This window comes from Limosilactobacillus portuensis, from assembly GCF_028607025.1.
GTDB classification, from domain to species: domain Bacteria; phylum Bacillota; class Bacilli; order Lactobacillales; family Lactobacillaceae; genus Limosilactobacillus; species Limosilactobacillus portuensis.
Window position 1 is genome coordinate 1,567,857 of the sequence record NZ_CP117296.1, and the last position, 16,893, is coordinate 1,584,749.

Sequence of the window (16,893 nt, forward strand, 5' to 3'; positions counted from 1 at the left end):
GAGGAAATAGAATTGAATACAAATATCGTTACTGTCTTTGACCAAATTGCCAAGGATAATTCAACGCGGGTTGCTTATGACGAAATGGGAAAGCAGACAAGCTATGGTGAATTAAAAGCCAATTCAGACAGTTTAGCTACTTGGCTTACTAAGCAAAATATGACCCGTCAAAGTCCAATCCTCGTATTCGGTGATCACCAAGTCGAGATGATTACCAGTTTCTTAGCAGCATTAAAAGCGGGCCATCCATATATTCCCGTCTCAACTGATTCCGCAATTCCGCGGATCCAATCAATTCTCGATACTGCTAAGCCAGAATTAATTATCGCTGTTGATGATTTTCCAAGTGATAATCTCAATTTCGATGCTCGGGTAATTTCTAACGAACAGCTAACTAATGTTTTAGCGGCTCACCAAGAGTTTACCCCTACTGATCCCGTTTCTGGAGATGAACTGGCCTACGTCCTCTTTACTTCTGGAACGACTGGTTCACCTAAAGGGGTGGAAGTTAGCCATGATAATTTCAAGACCTTCGTCGATTGGGTTCTTGATTCAGATTTCAATATTCCTGAACACGCTAACTTCCTTGGTCAACCGCCATACTCATTTGACTTATCTAACATGTACTGGTTGCCGGCACTATTAAACGGTGGAACCATCAAAGCTCTTCCGCACTCAGTGGTGGAAAACTTCGGTCAAATGTTTACCGCATTGCCAACTTTGGACCTCAACGTCTTTGTCGGCACACCATCATTTGCTGACATGTTAATGCTTAGCCCTGCATTTAATGAAGAAAAGATGCCAAGTCTAAGTATCTTCATGTTCTGTGGCGAAGAGCTCACCGTTAAGACAGCTAAAGCCCTTCACCAACGCTTCCCTCATGCCCGAATTTTTAACACTTACGGGCCAACCGAAACAACGGTCGCAATCTCTGGAATTGAAATCACTCCAGAAATCATCGCTAATAATGACCGGTTGCCAGTTGGTTACGCTAAACCAGGAGTCGAGCTTTCAATTTGGGATGGTGATAAGCAGTTAACCGAACCAGGCCAACAAGGGGAAATTATTATTAGCGGTAATAGTGTTGCTCGTGGCTACATGAACAATCCTGAAAAGACTGCTAAGGCCTTCTTCAAGATCAACGGTGTACCAGCATACCGGACTGGAGATGCCGGTACTCTCGATGCAGATGGTCTCCTTCATCATAAAGGACGAATGGACTTCCAGATCAAGCTCCACGGTTTCCGGGTTGAACTTGATGAAGTACGGGCTAGCCTTGAAAAGAGTCCGCTCATTAAACAAGCCGTTGCCGCTCCAAAGTATAACAAGAATGGTCAAGTTGCCCACCTCATTGCTTACGTTATCCCTAAGGAAGAGGTTGAGGATCAGGAGCAACTAACTAAGGAAATTCGGGAAAGTCTCAATGGTTTGATCATGCCTTACATGATGCCAACCCAATTCATCTATCGGGATTCATTCCCAATGTCTGCAAATGGCAAGATTGCAGTTAAACAACTAATCAAAGAGGCTAACCAATGATTAATTGGCTCGCAAGTTTGCCGAATTTCACTGCCTACGGGACACCAGTTTATTTTATTTACTTACTACTTGCCCTAGGCATTGGACTGTACTTCGGCAAACGTTTCCAGTGGTACGAAGCACTAATTAGCTTCATCTTCATTTTTCTGATGTTTGATGGCGCTAGTTGGCAACAGCTCTTTTCCCTAATTGCGTACGTTATTTACCAAACCATTTTGGTAATGTACTACCACCATTACAGAAAAACTAATAATTCTACCGGTATCTTTTACCTCTTCTCATTTCTTTCTTTGATCCCAATCATTATTGTTAAGTTATCACCAGCAATGGTTGGTCATAACTCGCTGCTTGGTTTCTTGGGAATTAGTTACCTTACCTTCCGAGCAGTTGGAACAATTATCGAAACCCGTGATGGGATGGTAAAAGAAATTACACCGTGGCATTTTATTCGCTTCATGCTCTTCATGCCAACCATTACTTCTGGACCAATCGATCGTTACCGGCGTTTCTCTAAGGATTACCAAAAAACGCCTGAACGTTCCGATTATCTCAAACTTGTTGAAAAGGGGATCTATTACCTATTCCTCGGTTTTCTTTACAAGTTTGTCATCGCCTACTTCTTTGGCCAACGCTTCTATCCACACTTTGAACAGGCGGCCATGGGCGATGGATTATTTTCGTGGAACATGCTCGGTGTAATGTACACTTATGGGTTCTACCTGTTCTTTGACTTTGCTGGATATTCACTCTTTGCGGTTGCGATTAGTTACTTTATGGGTGTTAAGACCCCAATGAACTTTAAGCAACCATTCAAATCTAAGAATATCAAGGAATTCTGGAACCGGTGGCACATCAGTTTATCATTCTGGTTCCGTGATTATATCTTTATGCGGTTTGTCTTTATGGCAACTAAAAAACGCTGGTTCAAGAACCGGAATACATTATCCGCAACAGCATACATGTTAAACATGCTGACAATGGGATTCTGGCACGGAATTACATGGTATTATATTCTATATGGATTCCTTCACGGACTGGCACTTGTTATCAATGACTGGTGGCTGCGTTACAAGCGTAAGCACTTGAAGAACCTGCCACATAACAAGTTCACAGAATGTGTTGCCATCTTTGTAACGTTTAACTTTGTAATGTTAACGTTCTTACTCTTTAGTGGTTACCTCAATACTTACTTCTTCGGGTAATCGAGATTTATTTAGGAGGATTTTATAATGAAAGACGATATTATTAACATTTTAGCTGACGCAACTGGTCGGGATGCAAGAGACTTCAGTGATACTAGCGAAGACTTATTTGCAGATGGTTTATTAGACTCAATGGCTACTGTTAGCGTGCTCCTAGCACTTCAAGATCAATTCGATATTCAAGTACCTGTTTCCGAATTTGACCGGAGCCAATGGAGTTCAGTTGATAAGATGGTTGACCGTGTAAAGGAGCTCCAAAATGACTAACCGCAAGCGACTGTGGTATATCTTTGGCCCAGTTATTCTTGCCTTTGTTCTGATTTTAATTCTTTTTACAATGCCTTTAGGTAGCCACTATTCAGCTAAAACTGAACAACGGGCTGCTTCCTCGCTTAGTCCCGTAGTTTTCAAAAACCAAAAGTTGAAACAACAAGCACTTTCTGATAAGAATACCCGTTATGTTCCGTTTTTTGGTTCAAGTGAATTACGGCGGTTTGATAATTTCCACCCATCAATTATGGCGGCACGTTATCATAACTATACCCCGTTCCTTCTAGGACAGCGTGGAGCACAATCACTCCCCCAGTTCTTTAACATCACTACGATGGAGGGCCAGTTGCGAGATAAAAAGGCCGTTTATATTGTTTCGCCACAATGGTTTGTTAAAAAGGGAATTTTACCCCCAGCTTTTAAGTACTACAACGGTGAATTAGCTGACTTAACCTGGTTAAAGAAAGCTAATCCAAAGTCACCATATGATCAGTACGTTGCCAAGCGGTTAATCCAAATGATTGGTAATGATGGTTCAGTTGCTGAAGACGCTGCTAAGATTGCTCAAGGAAAGCCTTTAAGCAGTTGGGATAAAGCCATTTTAAGTTTCCGGCTGACGCTGTTACAACACCAGGATGCATTATTTTCAGGAATCCAGTTAGATAATAATTATAGTCACTTCATTAAGTCACAGATTCACAAACTACCGGCTAAGTATAATGAAGACCGACTACACAAGATGGCAGTTAATGAGGCTGCTAAGGAAACCGACAATAATGACTTCCACGTTAAGAATTCCTTCTATACTAAGAAGGTTAAGCCTAACTTGAAGAAACTTAAAGGTTCACAACGTCACTTTAACTATAACCAATCACCAGAATATGGCGATTTACAAGTTGTACTTAATCAATTTAAGAATAACAACACAAACGTTATGTTCGTTATTCCTCCCGTTAATGGTCAATGGGAAGCATATACTGGAATGGATATGCAAATGTACTATCGCACCGTTAACAAGATTAAGTTCCAACTTCGGCAACAAGGGTTTAACAACATCCTTGACCTTTCTCATGATGGTAACAAGCCTTACTTCATGGAAGATACAATTCACATTGGTTATGCTGGTTGGGTTAAGTTCGATAGTGCGACAAGCAAATTTATCGAACAAAGTCAGCCTCAACCACACTATCACTTGAGCGATGAGTTCTTGACCAAGACTTGGGCAAACCTTATCCCTACTCAACAAAACCTGAACCAATTTAAGGAACAAAAATTGAATAAGTAATATTCAGTAAATCCCAGAGTGAGCTAATCTCATCCTGGGATTTTATTTGATCAAAAAAGCGGCTCAAGAGGATTTCCCTCTCGAGTCGCTTTTGAATTTAAGTAGCTAACTAAGCTAACTTACTAGTCTTCCTTCTTCTTACCTAACTTGGTAAAGCCGAAGAGACAGGCAAGACTAGCAGCTGCTAAGCCAACTACACCAAGACTAGTATTAGTTTGGTTACCAGTCTGTGGCAATTGAGCTGCTTGCTTATTAACATTATTCTTAACATTTAGACCAGTAGCAGAAACCTTTGCACCATTTGATTGACTTGTTGTAGCACCAGTTACTGAACCGGCTTGACTACCATTATTATTCGTAGCTTCACCTGAACCATTATCAATGGTACTACCGTTGTTGCCTGATTGTCCATTTTGGTTATCTGAACTAGTAGCAACCTTAATACTATTAATTGCTGCAATTCCGGCATTCATTGCATTGTTTACTTCAGCAGCATTATCAACACTATCAATGCTCTTCTTAGCGGTGTCAGCAATTACCTTGACCTCATTCTTCAAATCGGCCTTTTCCTGATCGCTTAAGTTGCTTGCATCAATTTCAGCATCCTTATTCTTAGCAGCCTGATCAATCGCGTTCTTAGCAGCATCCTTAGCATCAGTAATGCTTGGGATATTAATGTTGTTAATCGTCTGAATACCACTGGTTTGGGCTTGTTCAACCTGACTTACTGTTGTGGCATTGTTGATTGCTTGCTTAGCCTCATTAGCAGCCCGATCAACTTGCTGATTCAAATCAGTTGCTTGCTCAGCGGTAATAGTACCAGCATCTTGGGCAGCCTTGATGGCATTCTTCTTGGCTGCGGCAGCGTTGTCAATGGCAGTATTGGCAGCATTCTTAGCATCTGTCAGGTTAGTTGTTGGCACTGATGGAATCTTAATATTATTAATGTTATCAATACCATTGTTCTGTGCCGTAGTTACTTCATCAGTAGTCGTAGCCTTAGCAATATTGCTCTTAGCTGTTTGTACTTGTTGATCAACTTGCTGATCTAAGGCTTGCTTTTCAGCATCAGTTAATGGTGATTTAGCAATTTCAGCCTTCTTACCAGCGGCAGCGTTATCAATTGCTGCATTAGCAACATCCTTGTCAATTGCTAATTGACCGTTATCAGTAGCCTTCTTAACATCACTATCAGTATTAGCATTATTGATCGCTTCTTGAGCAGTCTTAGCATCCTGATCAATTGCGTCCTTAGCTGCTTGCTTTTGGTCATTAGTCAAGTTAGTATCTTGATCAATTGCCTTCTTAGCATTATCAACAGCATCCTTAAGGTCAGTTGTTGCTTTGGCCTTGGCATCTGAAGTTTCTGGGATAGCAATCTTGTTGATGTTATCAATACCATCATTCTGTGCCTTAGTTACCCCAGCATCAGTTGAAGCATCATCAATCGCCTTATTAGCAGCTGCTTGGGCGGCACTAACTTGCTTCTTCAAGGCAGTCTTTTCGTCTGATGTCAAATTGGAATTGTCAATTGCCTGATTCTTGGCATCGGCAGCCTTAGCAACCGCATTCTTAGCTTCCTGTTGCTTCTCAGCCAAACTTGGAACCTTGATGTTGTTAATATCATTCAAGCCCTTAGTTTCAGCATCCTTAACAGCATCATTAGTTGTTGCATCCTTGATTGCTTTAGTAGCATCATCCGCAGCTTGATTTACCTGATCAGTCAAATCTTGTTTCTCTTGATCAGACAAGTTCTGAGCATTATTGATCTCATCAATCTTAGCGTTCTTAGCAGTTTCGATTGCATTAGTTGCATCCTTTTGGGCACCATCTAAGGTTGGGATAAACAAGTTAGTGATTTGGTCAATTGCATTATCACAGATTGTAGCAACTGAATCATTAGTAGTGACTGAAGAATCATTAATCTGCGCAATCGCATCATCAGCAATTTTATTAACCTGATCAGTTAAACTCTTTTGTTGATCTGCATTTAAGTTCTTAGCATCACTAATTTGCTTGTTTTTAGATTCTTGAACCTGCTTGATGGCATTGATTGCTTTTTGCTTAGTTTCATCAAGACTAGGAACAGTTATATTAGCAATTGCTTCAATTCCCTTGTTTTGGGCATCAGTTACAGCATCGTTAGTAGTTGCCTTAGCAATGTTGTCCTTGGCAGTAGTTGCTGCGTCGGTTGCCTTGCTAATCAAGTCTTGCTTCTCATTTTGAGATAAGTTAGAAGCATTGTTAATTTCATTAGTCTTGTTAGTTAATGCATTATCGATAGCGTTATTGGCTGCCTTCTTGGCATCATCCAAGTTAGTGAAAGTAATGCCTTTAATACTGTCAACACCATTATTTTCAGCGTCCTTAACTGCATCGTTGGTTGTTGCTTTATTGATATTATCCTTAGCTGTCTTAGCTGCAGTATTAGCCTTATCAATCGCTGCAGTAGCATTGTCCTTAACAGAAGAAGAGGTTGGAACATTAATGTCGTTAATAGCCTTAACGCCATTTTCTTGAGCGGTTGTTACCTCTGCTGGAGTAGTTGCACTAGCAATATTTTGCTTAGCATTCTCACCAGTTTCCTTGATCAAATCAGTCAAGGTCTTTTGCTCATCAGTAGTTAATGGCGCCTTAACGTCCTTAATCTTACCAGCCACTGCATTATCGATTGCAGCATCGGCGACTGTCTTATCAATTGCAAGCTTACCGTTATCAGCGGCATTATTGACATCAGCATCGTTCTTAGCGTTGTCGATGGCATCTTGAGCGTTCTTAGCGTCAGTATCAATTTGATCCTTAGCGGCTTGCTTTTGATCATCGGTTAAGTTGTCGTCCTTATCGATGGCATCCTTAGCATCTTGAACTTGCTTATCAAGGTTTTCTTTGGCCTTGTCTTTTTCTGGTGAAGTTGTTGGAATCTTAACACCGTTAATTGCCTTAACACCATTATCCTTAGCAGTAGTTACTTCAGTTGGAATAGTTGCGCTATTGATGTTGTCTTTTGCAGTCTTTACTTCCTTAGCTACTTGATCATGCAACTTGTTTTGCTCATCAGTAGTTAATGGAGAGTTAGCAATTTCTTTGTTCTTGCCAGCTGCTGCGTTGTCAATGGCAGCATTTGCCGCTGTCTTATCGATAGCAAGCTTACCACCATTAATTGCATTGTTGACATCAGTATCAGTCTTAGCGTCATCGATCGCCTTTTGAGCATTCTTAGCATCGCTATCGATTTGATTCTTAGCTGCTTGCTTTTGATCATCGGTTAAGTTGCTGTCTTGATCAATTTCCTTCTTAGCATCATCAGCCGCTTTATTGATGTTGCCTTTTGCTTCGTCTTTTTGAGTTGAAGTTGACGGAACTTTAATACCGTTGATTTCATCAACACCATTCTTTTGAGCAGTAGTTACTTTTTGTTCAGTATCAGCGGCAGAAATTTCACCCTTAGCATTCTTTACTGCTTGAGCTACTTGATCTTTAATGCCGTTCTTTTCTTCATCAGTTAATGAAGATCCATCGATAGCCTTATTCTTGCCAGCAGCAGCGTTGTCAATTGCAGCATTTGCGACAGTCTTATCGATGGTAACTTTACCTGCAGTTGCAGCAGAAGTTACAGCATTGTTAGTGGTTGCCTTATTGATAGCTTCTTTTGCAGCGCTAGCATCTTGATCTACTTGAGCTTTAGCTGCATTTCTTTCATCTTCAGTTAAGTTGGTATCTTGATCGATTGCCTTCTTAGCTGCATCAACAGCAGTAGTTAAATCAGCAGTAGCTTTTTCCTTAGCATCCTTAACATTAGTTGTAGCACTAGTAGTTAAAGCACTTTGTGCGTCTGTAATTGCCTTAGCTGCTCTATCAACATCGGCTTGAGTCAATGGAGATGGTGCTGTAGTTGGATCCAATAATTGTTGACCTGCTTTTACTGCATCATCGTATTGCTTTTGATAATCAGCACTAGCATCTTTGTAGTCATTGCTTGCTTTTACGGTATTGGCATTATCGACTGCTGCTTTAAGCTTGCTGGTGTCAGTTGCCTTACCATCTAATGCGTTCTTTGCTTCATTAATCTTATTCAATTCAGTTGTTAAGCTTTCAACTGTTGGATTTTGAACCTTTAATGCATCAGTACCAGCACTAATTGCTGTGTTATATGCTTGTTGCTTATCAGAATTGGCATTGTAGTATGCTGGGGTCTTTTCTGTAGTTGACTTGGCATCTACTGCTTGTTGCAATGCATTTTTGGCATTTTGTAATGCTGAGCTATTGTCTAATGCTGTCTTTGCATTAGTTAATGCGGTGTTTGCTTCTTTTACTGCTTGTTGTGTTGCATTTGGATCTGCCAATACTTGTTTAGCCTTATCAAGTGCATCAGTGTAAGCTTTCTTAGCTTGAGCATCGGCATTGCTTTTATCCAGATCTACTGCATTATCTACACCATTTTGTAAAGTAGTTTTATCTGTTGGATCTCCGTCTAACGCGTCTTTTGCAGCATTAATATTATCTAAAGCTGTCTTTATTTGAGCTGCTGTAGCACTTGGATTATCTAATACTTTTTGACCTTCTGATACAGCATTCTTATAGTCATTTTGTGCTTTTTCAGTGCCGTTATAGTACTTAGAATAAGTCTTTTCAACTACTGGTGCTTCTTTTACTGCTTCTTCAAGAGCAACCCTGTTAGCAGCATCTGTCTTGGCATCTCCGTTCAATTTGCTATTGGCAGTATTAAGATCTTTTAATGCTTGATTTACTTGAGCTTGAGTTGCGTTTTCGTTGTCTAAAACGCCCTGAGCAGCTGTTACTGCATTGTCGTATGCTGTCTTTTCATTTTGATCAGCATTAGCGTAGTTATTGCTGTCCTTGATACCTTTAGATTTATTAACTGCATCTTGAAGGGCATCTTTATTTGTTGGTTGGCCATCTAATGCTTTCTTAGCATTAGTAATTGCATCTAATGCATTCTTGACTTCTGCTGGAGTGGCATCCTTATTATCTAAAACTGCTTGTCCATCAGTAATTGCCTTATTGTATGCATCTTGAACTTTGCTATCTCCATTGTAGTATGCTGGAGTATTTCTTACGTTCGGTGCGTCCTTCACTGCATCTTCAAGAGCTTGCCTGTTAGCGGCATCTGTCTTGGCATCTCCGTTCAATTTGCCATTGGCAGTATTTAGATCTTGCAATGCTTGAGTTACTTGAGCCTGAGTTGCATTCTTGTTGTCCAAAACGCTTTGAGCAGCTGTTACTGCATCATCATATGCTGTCTTTGCTGCTTGATCAGCATTAGTGTAGTTGTTACTGTCCTTGACGTCTTTAGAATTATTAACTGCAGCTTGAAGATCTTGCTTATTGGTTGGTTGACCATCTAATGCAGCCTTTGCATCGTTAATCTTATTTAATGCATCTGTTAAGCTTTCAACTGTTGGATTTTGAGCCTTTAAGGCATCACTACCGGCACTAATTGCATCTGTATATGCCTTCTGCTTAGCAGGAGTTGCATTGTAATAAGTTGCAGAGGTATTTTCAAAGCCTGGAGCTGCGTCAACAGCAGCTTGAAGATCTTGTTTTACCTTGTTGAGATCACCGTTTAAAGCAGTCTTGGCAGTGGTGATGGCATTAGCTGCAGCTTCAAGTTGTTCTGAAGTAGCGCTAGAATTTTGAAGAAGAGTACTACCATCACTAATTGCACTAGTATAAGTAGTCTTAAGATTGTCAGTAGCATTGGTAAAGTTAGAGCCTGCTTCAACAGTAGGAGCTTCATCAACTAACTTTTGCAATTGATCACGGTAAGAGCTAGTCATCCAGTCAGAAACAGTCTTAGTGTCTGTATCACTAGTTACAAAGTCCTTAGCTCCATATACTGAAACTTGATCAGTATCTTTTAATTTGCCAAGGTTAACAGTGAATTTGCCATCTGTTCCTGTTTCAGCAGTGTAAGGAACTTGAGAAGAAGTTGGATCTCCAGTTTCTCCAGCTGTCCAAAGAGTTTGTGAATCTGTTGGAGCAACTTGGTGAACTGTGCCATTTACTGATACATAAACATATGCGCCCTTATTATCAGCGGTATTTGCATTACCACTCATGGTGTAAGTTCCGTCAGCATTCTTAACAAAACTTACATTAGATAAGTTAACTTCTTCACCAGCAGCAACTAAGTTAATCTTATTCTTGGCATTATTACCAGCAGTTCTAGTTGCTGTAGTTGCAGCTTCATCATAACTAGTAACTTTAGTAACAGTTGGGGTACCATCACTAGCATAAGTAATGTCGATTTCACCAATTGGCTGACCATCAGCTGAGGTCTTTACACCCTTAAATTGAACTTTACCGTTCTTAATTGCAGTGGCGCCATCTGGCATTGAAATGTTAAATAATTCTGGTTGAGTTGAAGTAAAGGTACTACCACTACCAAGTGATACACCAGTAGCTTGGGTGCCATCACCAGTTACATCAAAGGTACCATGGTGATTAATGGCGATCGTTGAATTTCCATTTGAAGTAACAACTGAACCCTTGTAATCACCCATTTTAGTAGCATTAGCCTTGAATGAACCACCATTAACATTGATGATGGCATTACCGTTGATGTAAACCGGATCATCCCAGCCTTGAGAGCGGTAATATGGTGTACCATCAGAATTAATGTTCAAATTACCATTAACATTAATCGTTGCACCAGAATTCAAGTAAAGAGCACCAGAAAGATACTTATCTTCGGTATTCTTTGTCAAGTTAATGTCTAGGTTACCACCCTGATCAATGTTCAAAGTAGTATCACCATTTGAAGCAATCCCACGGGCAATACTATCCATACTCATCCCATTAAGTTGTTCTGGTCCATTTTGAGTATGTGGATTTAAGGAAACTTGGGCACCATTCTTAACGTTGATCGTTGTTGTTCCCTTATCAACTTCAAGAACGTTTGAATTAGTAGTGGTTAAGGTAACATTACTTCCAGAATTAAAGTTAATCGTATTTGTTCCAGCAGCAAATTGAATTACCTGTTGAGTATTACCACCCTGGCTGACTTGAGACTTATTATTTAGTGGACTGGTATATGAACCCACTGAATGAGCAGTAACATTACCATCAAAGTTAACTGTCGTGTTATATCCAGAATCAGTATAAATTAATTGTGACCCGGTGTAGTTAACATTATCAAAAGTATATGATCCAGCACTTCTAACAATACCGAAATAACTTCTACCATATAAATCTAAGTCTTTGAAAGTAACTCCATAATCGTTACTGTACATGTTAAAGCCATAACCGTTAAAGTCTACAGTATAGTGCTTACCATCAGCAGATTGAATTATGATGTTACGTTTATTAGAAATATTGGTATTGGTGTACTGGCTGCTAGTCTTTTCACCTAAATCAATATTCTTCCCAATATTAATTGTCGTTGCGGTTCCCTTTTGAATTGCATCAATCAATTCTTGGGCAGTATTAACGGTTATCGTATCTTCATCGTTAGTAGCTGCCTTCGTTTGCACTAAGGAAGCCTTCGCTGCTTGGGCCTTAAGAACGCTTCCCTTAGTAAGACTTAAGTTAGTAGTTTTGTTGTCGTTCGCCTTAGCGTCATTGTTTTCTTCATTCTTTACAGCTGTTTGATCAGTCGTGGTTGATTGATCCTTAGCAGTGGTTGAAGCATTATCATCCGCTGCTGCCTTCTTTGTTGAAGTAGCTTGATCGTTATTTGTCTTAGCTGCTTGATCTTCAGAAGCTTGGTCGGTCTTTGATTCAGTAGCTGTCTGCTTGTCGGCATTCGGTTGAGTCTTGGTACTATCAGAAGCATCTGTCTTCGCATCAACACTTGCCTGATCTTCAGTCTTTGTTTGTGCTTGAGCAGTTGTTTGATCATCAGATTGTGCAGGTGTCATCGTCTTAGCTGATGATTCGGTTGTAGCTTGGTCAGTCTTAGCGGTCAAAGTAACCTGCTTCTGATCAACTAAGGATGACCCCCCTCATTGGTTTTCTGGGTGTCAGCTGCCTGATCGCCGGCATTAGTAGTATCAGCGTGAGCGACTAGTTGTCCACCGCCATATACACTGAATGTTACCCCTAAAAGGACAGAAGCAACACCAACATTAAGCTTCCGTAAACCAAAGCGCTGTTTTTCGTTCTTCCGATTCTTGCTTGCAATTAATTTCCGGTTATTCTTTGATACCATTGAATATCCTCCCCTAATTGTTAACTACAACAAAATCGATTACTTACTCCAAAATTAGTTACTTATGATTAACTAATCATACTATCAGTCAATAAACTAATAGTTAATTTATACTTTCTTCGTAAAGCAATCGATTATCCTATATTTCATTTCCTTTTGATAAACATTTTCCTGATTAGTAAATCGAAAAATTTTTTCAAAATTACTACACAATTAGTTTAACTTATTGGTAACTTATAAGCAATTAACTTTACTTACTATCAATTAGTCCTAAATAAAAAAAGCAATTCAGAGGTATCAGTTTAACTAAATCTCTGAATTGCCTTAAATTTTAAATCTCAGCTAGTCTAATCTTCCCGATGACGGATATTAAAAGCATGTCGACTAGAATGATTACTACCATGATTATCGTGACGACGGGAACGACTCCGACCACCGTTGTTATGGCGACGATGACCACCATAGTTGTTATGGCGATGCTCACGTGGACCACGGTAACCATGTCCTGAGCGCCCATTACGGTGATTCCGCCGTGGTAATGGCCGTTCTGGTGTGATTTTGACTGGCACATCACTAGCTGGTTCCTTAGTCATTTCATTCAGCAATGCAGCAACCAAATCGGTGGCATCGTGAGTTGCCAATAACTTTTCTGCAGACTCTTGGTAACGTTCCGTAGAATCTTGAGAAATCAACTCATCAATATCATTAAAGGCACTGGCAACTTGTCCCTTAAATGCTTCCTCGGCCGTTGGTGGCTTTAATGGGAGCATCCGAACCCGGGTTAATTTTTCGATTTCTCGCAGGTAATCCATTTCATTTGGTGTAACAAATGTTAACGAAACACCATGATGTCCGGCACGACCAGTCCGACCAATTCGGTGAACATAGCTGTCTGGATCTGACGGAATATCGTAGTTGTATACGTGGGTCACCCCTGAAATATCCAATCCCCGCGCTGCCACATCGGTTGCAACAAGGATATCCAGTTCACCGCGTTTGAATTGCTTCATGATCTTAGTCCGGCGATCCTGACTTAGATCACCATGGATCCCGGCTGCATTATAGCCACGAGCAATTAGCCCCCGTGATAATTCATCAACCCGGCGCTTAGTCCGACCAAAAACAATGGTAAGATCTGGATCCTGAACATCAATCAGCCGAGTCATAATATCAAACTTTTCGTAGTCCCGAGCTTTAACGTAATATTGATCAACTAAATCAGTTGTTAATTCCTTTGCTTTAATCCGCACCATTGTCGGGTCAGTCATAAACTTAACCCCGATCTTCTTAATTTCTGGTGGCATTGTGGCGGAGAATAAGAGTGTTTGCCGATCAGCAGGTGTTTGGTTGATAATCGCTTCAATATCATCCAAAAATCCCATATTCAGCATTTCATCCGCTTCATCGAGCACTAATGTTTTAATGTGGTCTAGCTTTACCGTATGGCGGTTCAGGTGATCACGGAGTCGTCCCGGCGTCCCCACAAGGATTTGCGGGTGTTGCTTTAAGTTCCGGATCTGACGACGGATATCAGCCCCACCGTATACAACTTGCACCCGAACATGCTTATCTTTCCCTAAACGGAATAGTTCCTCTTGAGTTTGGATCGCTAATTCCCGAGTTGGCGAGATGATAATTGCTTGGACATTAGGGTTATCCGTATCAACGTGTTCAATAATTGGCAACCCAAACGCAACTGTTTTCCCTGTACCTGTCTGTGCTTGACCAATTACGTCTTGTCCCTTTAATACCATTGGAATGGTTTGTTCTTGAATCGGTGTTGCTTCTTCATAACCACTCCGTTTGATTGCCTTTAATAAACTATCTGACAATCCTAATTCACTAAACTTCAAATATGTTCCTCCTAAAAATTACCAGCCGACTAAACAAGCTCTGTCTGTCGGCTGGTCTTGCTATCTATTTTGTTGTTAATTCAGCTAAAACTTTCTCTAAGTGAATCCCGTGGCTAGCCTTTAATAATACGAGATCATCGGCATTAATCGTTGCCTGTAACTCTGCCACTAGCTTGTCCAATTCAGTCGTGGAATAATGGTGAATTGCTGAAGCAGGGTAGTCCTGCTCTTCTAAGGCATTTCGAAGATTTTCCATCTCTGAACCAACAAGGTAAACTTCTTCGATCTTTTTAGGATCAATATTAGCGGCTAAACTAGCATGAAGCCGTGCTGAGGCATCCCCTAATTCAAGCATATCACCCAAAACAGCGATCCGCTTACCAGCTGTTGGCAATTCTTCAATCGTCTTCAAGACTTGCTTAGCAGCTGTCGGGTTAGAATTATAAACGTCACTCAGAATTTTCTCCCCTTGAGCACCGTCAACCCACTCTGCACGATTTTCAGTTAGTTCAACATTCTTCAATGCTTTCTTAATGTGTGCTGGCGTAATGTGAAGCTGTTTGCCAACCGCAATTGCGGCTAATGCATTATTAACATTGTATTCACCAACCATTGGGATTGTGAATTCCTCATCCGGCCATTCGTTAACCTTAAAGTCGATTGAAGTCTCGTGCTGTTTAACACTCGTTGCGTAGAAATCATCAGTTAATTGGCGACCAAATGTAACCTTACGTTGTTCAACATTAGCTGCGCGTTCTTGAAGCAATGGTTCATCACCATTAAAAATGAAAGTTCCATCTTCTTTTAAGCCATGAACAATCTCCATCTTTGCATCAGCAATCTTGTCCCGTGTCCCAAAGAATTCGATATGGGCCTCGCCAATCATTGTTATTACTGCAAAGTCAGGGGACACTAACTTACTCAAGAAATCAAGCTGACCAGGACGATCCATCCCCATTTCAACTACAACAACCTCGGTACTGGACTCCATGTTCAAAAGGGTTACCGGTACCCCGATCTCATTATTGAAGTTCGCGTGGGTCTTTGTAACGTTCAACTGGGTACTGAGGATTGAAGCGGTCATATCCTTAGTAGTTGTCTTACCGTTACTCCCCGTAACCGCAACAACGATTGGGTTAATTTTATGTAAGTAGTACTTACTTAACTGTTGTAATGATTCAAGCGGATCATCAACGACAAGAATTGGTTGGTCCTCTGTCGTTGTTACATCGTGATCACTTGCCCATAGAGTTGCAACTGCGCCGTTTGCAAAAGCGCTCTCAACATATTGGTGGCCATCTTGGGCTCCTTGAAGTGGAATAAATAATGCTCCTGAATCAAGTTGTCGACTATCAAAGGCGACACTCGTAATTTCAACATCTTTCCATTGTTCAATATTGTTTTCTGCGCCGATTGCCTTCGCAATTTCGGCCAATTTCATTTTCATGGAAAAGCTCCTCTATCTCCTATATCTAAGTCTAGCTTATTAAGTATATCACACTATTAGAGTACGAGTCAGCTACTTAGAGCTTGATTTACCGCAAAAAACAGGGACGTGAAAATAAAAATAGAGCTCCAGGGTTTTACCAGACTCTGGAACTCACTTGTGGACTATGTTGTTCGTATTTTATCTAAGTAATAGGACTTATGTCACAGGTCCTTAGTTTCTTACATCTCCTCTAATCGTGCAATCCGTTCATCTAAGGGCGGATGAGTGTCAAAGAGGTGCGCAAATCGTTTATGACGGCGGTTAAGTTCTGGATCACTAATATAGAGTGATGAACTACTTGGTGCAACGTTCTTCATCGGTTGCGCATTTTGCAGTTTTTGTAACGCGCTAATCAAGCCATGAGGATTCCGTGTTAACTCCACGGCCCCAGCATCAGCTAAATACTCTCGATTACGCGATAATGCCATTTGAGCAATCGAAGCAGCTAACGGAGCCAAGATAATTAACAAAATCGAACCAATGATGGCAAAAATACCAATCGCACTATCATCATCGTCATCCGACCTCCGCCCACCGCCAAACCACCAGAAATTACCGGCAAAATTAACTAAAGCCGTAATCGCTGCTGACAGGGCGAGCGCAATTGTTTGAAGTCGAATATCATAGTTGCGCACGTGACTCATTTCGTGTCCCATCACGCCCTCTAATTCTTCCCGGTTCATTATTTGGAGAAGGCCTGTCGTCGCGGCAACTGCAGAATGTTGGGGATCATTTCCCGTAGCAAACGCATTAGGGCTTGGGTCATTAATGATAAATACCCGTGGCATCGGAACCTGAGCAACCATTGCCATATCTTCAACGACATGCCAAAGTTCAGGCGCTTCCTGTGCCGAATGAACTTCCTGAGCATTATTCATGTTCATTACTACATCAGTTGATTGGCTAACCATGACCGACATATAAATTACTGCCAGAACTCCGGCAATTATAATTCCCCCTACTGCTGTTCCCGCAAATAGGTAACCAATTGCCGCACCAATTAGTGCTACAAGAATTAAAAACCCGGCCAAAACAAAAATTGTTTTTCGCTTATTTTTAGCTATTTGTTGGTATAACATTAGGCA

At 40.8% G+C, this 16,893-nt stretch carries 9 protein-coding genes; 4 read left to right on the forward strand and 5 right to left on the reverse strand.

Translation table 11 applies throughout. The features are described 5' to 3' along the window. The first annotated feature begins 12 nt into the window (after positions 1–12). Genes dltA through dltD form a run of 4 tightly spaced genes read left to right on the forward strand, consistent with a single transcriptional unit; the run spans position 13 to position 4,296 of the window. Positions 13–1,539: a D-alanine--poly(phosphoribitol) ligase subunit DltA gene (gene dltA / locus PRK60_RS08120; protein WP_273645948.1), complete on the forward strand. Its 1,527-nt coding sequence runs from the start codon at positions 13–15 to the stop codon at positions 1,537–1,539. After that, entirely contained in the window at positions 1,536–2,741 is a 1,206-nt protein-coding gene (dltB, locus tag PRK60_RS08125) for a D-alanyl-lipoteichoic acid biosynthesis protein DltB (protein ID WP_273645949.1), read from the forward strand. The genes dltA and dltB overlap by 4 nt, the downstream gene beginning before the upstream one ends. A gap of 27 nt (positions 2,742–2,768) precedes the next feature. Continuing rightward, on the forward strand, positions 2,769–3,008 hold the full coding sequence (dltC, locus tag PRK60_RS08130) for a D-alanine--poly(phosphoribitol) ligase subunit DltC (RefSeq protein WP_273645950.1): 240 nt from the start codon (positions 2,769–2,771) through the stop codon (positions 3,006–3,008). Beyond that, entirely contained in the window at positions 3,001–4,296 is a 1,296-nt protein-coding gene (gene dltD, locus PRK60_RS08135) for a D-alanyl-lipoteichoic acid biosynthesis protein DltD (RefSeq protein ID WP_273645951.1), read from the forward strand. Before dltC ends, dltD begins: the two co-directional genes overlap by 8 nt. A gap of 122 nt (positions 4,297–4,418) precedes the next feature. On the opposite strand, the gene PRK60_RS08140 is transcribed toward dltD, so the two are convergent. The 5 genes from PRK60_RS08140 to htpX form a co-directional block, all read right to left on the reverse strand. Next, a complete protein-coding gene (locus PRK60_RS08140; protein ID WP_273645952.1) occupies positions 4,419–12,224 on the reverse strand; it encodes a DUF1542 domain-containing protein in 7,806 nt (2,601 codons plus the stop codon). A 20-nt stretch (positions 12,225–12,244) separates the two neighbouring features. Then, positions 12,245–12,466 carry a YSIRK-type signal peptide-containing protein gene (locus PRK60_RS08145; protein ID WP_191912420.1) on the reverse strand — a complete coding sequence of 74 codons (222 nt, stop codon included), beginning with the start codon at positions 12,464–12,466 and terminating at the stop codon, positions 12,245–12,247. Between the two features lie 347 nt (positions 12,467–12,813). Further along, a complete protein-coding gene (locus PRK60_RS08150; protein WP_273645953.1) occupies positions 12,814–14,319 on the reverse strand; it encodes a degradosome RNA helicase CshA in 1,506 nt (501 codons plus the stop codon). 64 nt (positions 14,320–14,383) lie between these two features. Continuing rightward, positions 14,384–15,766, reverse strand: a complete 1,383-nt coding sequence (locus PRK60_RS08155; protein WP_148444471.1) for a UDP-N-acetylmuramoyl-tripeptide--D-alanyl-D-alanine ligase — start codon at positions 15,764–15,766, stop codon at positions 14,384–14,386. Between the two features lie 221 nt (positions 15,767–15,987). Continuing rightward, positions 15,988–16,887, reverse strand: a complete 900-nt coding sequence (htpX, locus tag PRK60_RS08160; RefSeq protein ID WP_102168294.1) for a zinc metalloprotease HtpX — start codon at positions 16,885–16,887, stop codon at positions 15,988–15,990. Between the last annotated feature and the right edge of the window lie 6 nt (positions 16,888–16,893).

Bases quoted from the DNA above. Each gene is read 5' to 3' on its own strand.
- dltB (WP_273645949.1), top strand. From the start codon at position 1,536: ATGATTAATTGGCTCGCAAGTTTGCCGAATTTCACTGCCTACGGGACA.
- dltC (WP_273645950.1), top strand. From the start codon at position 2,769: ATGAAAGACGATATTATTAACATTTTAGCTGACGCAACTGGTCGGGAT.
- dltD (WP_273645951.1), top strand. From the start codon at position 3,001: ATGACTAACCGCAAGCGACTGTGGTATATCTTTGGCCCAGTTATTCTT.
- PRK60_RS08145 (WP_191912420.1), bottom strand. From the start codon at position 12,466: ATGGTATCAAAGAATAACCGGAAATTAATTGCAAGCAAGAATCGGAAG.
- PRK60_RS08155 (WP_148444471.1), bottom strand. From the start codon at position 15,766: ATGAAAATGAAATTGGCCGAAATTGCGAAGGCAATCGGCGCAGAAAAC.
- htpX (WP_102168294.1), bottom strand. From the start codon at position 16,887: ATGTTATACCAACAAATAGCTAAAAATAAGCGAAAAACAATTTTTGTT.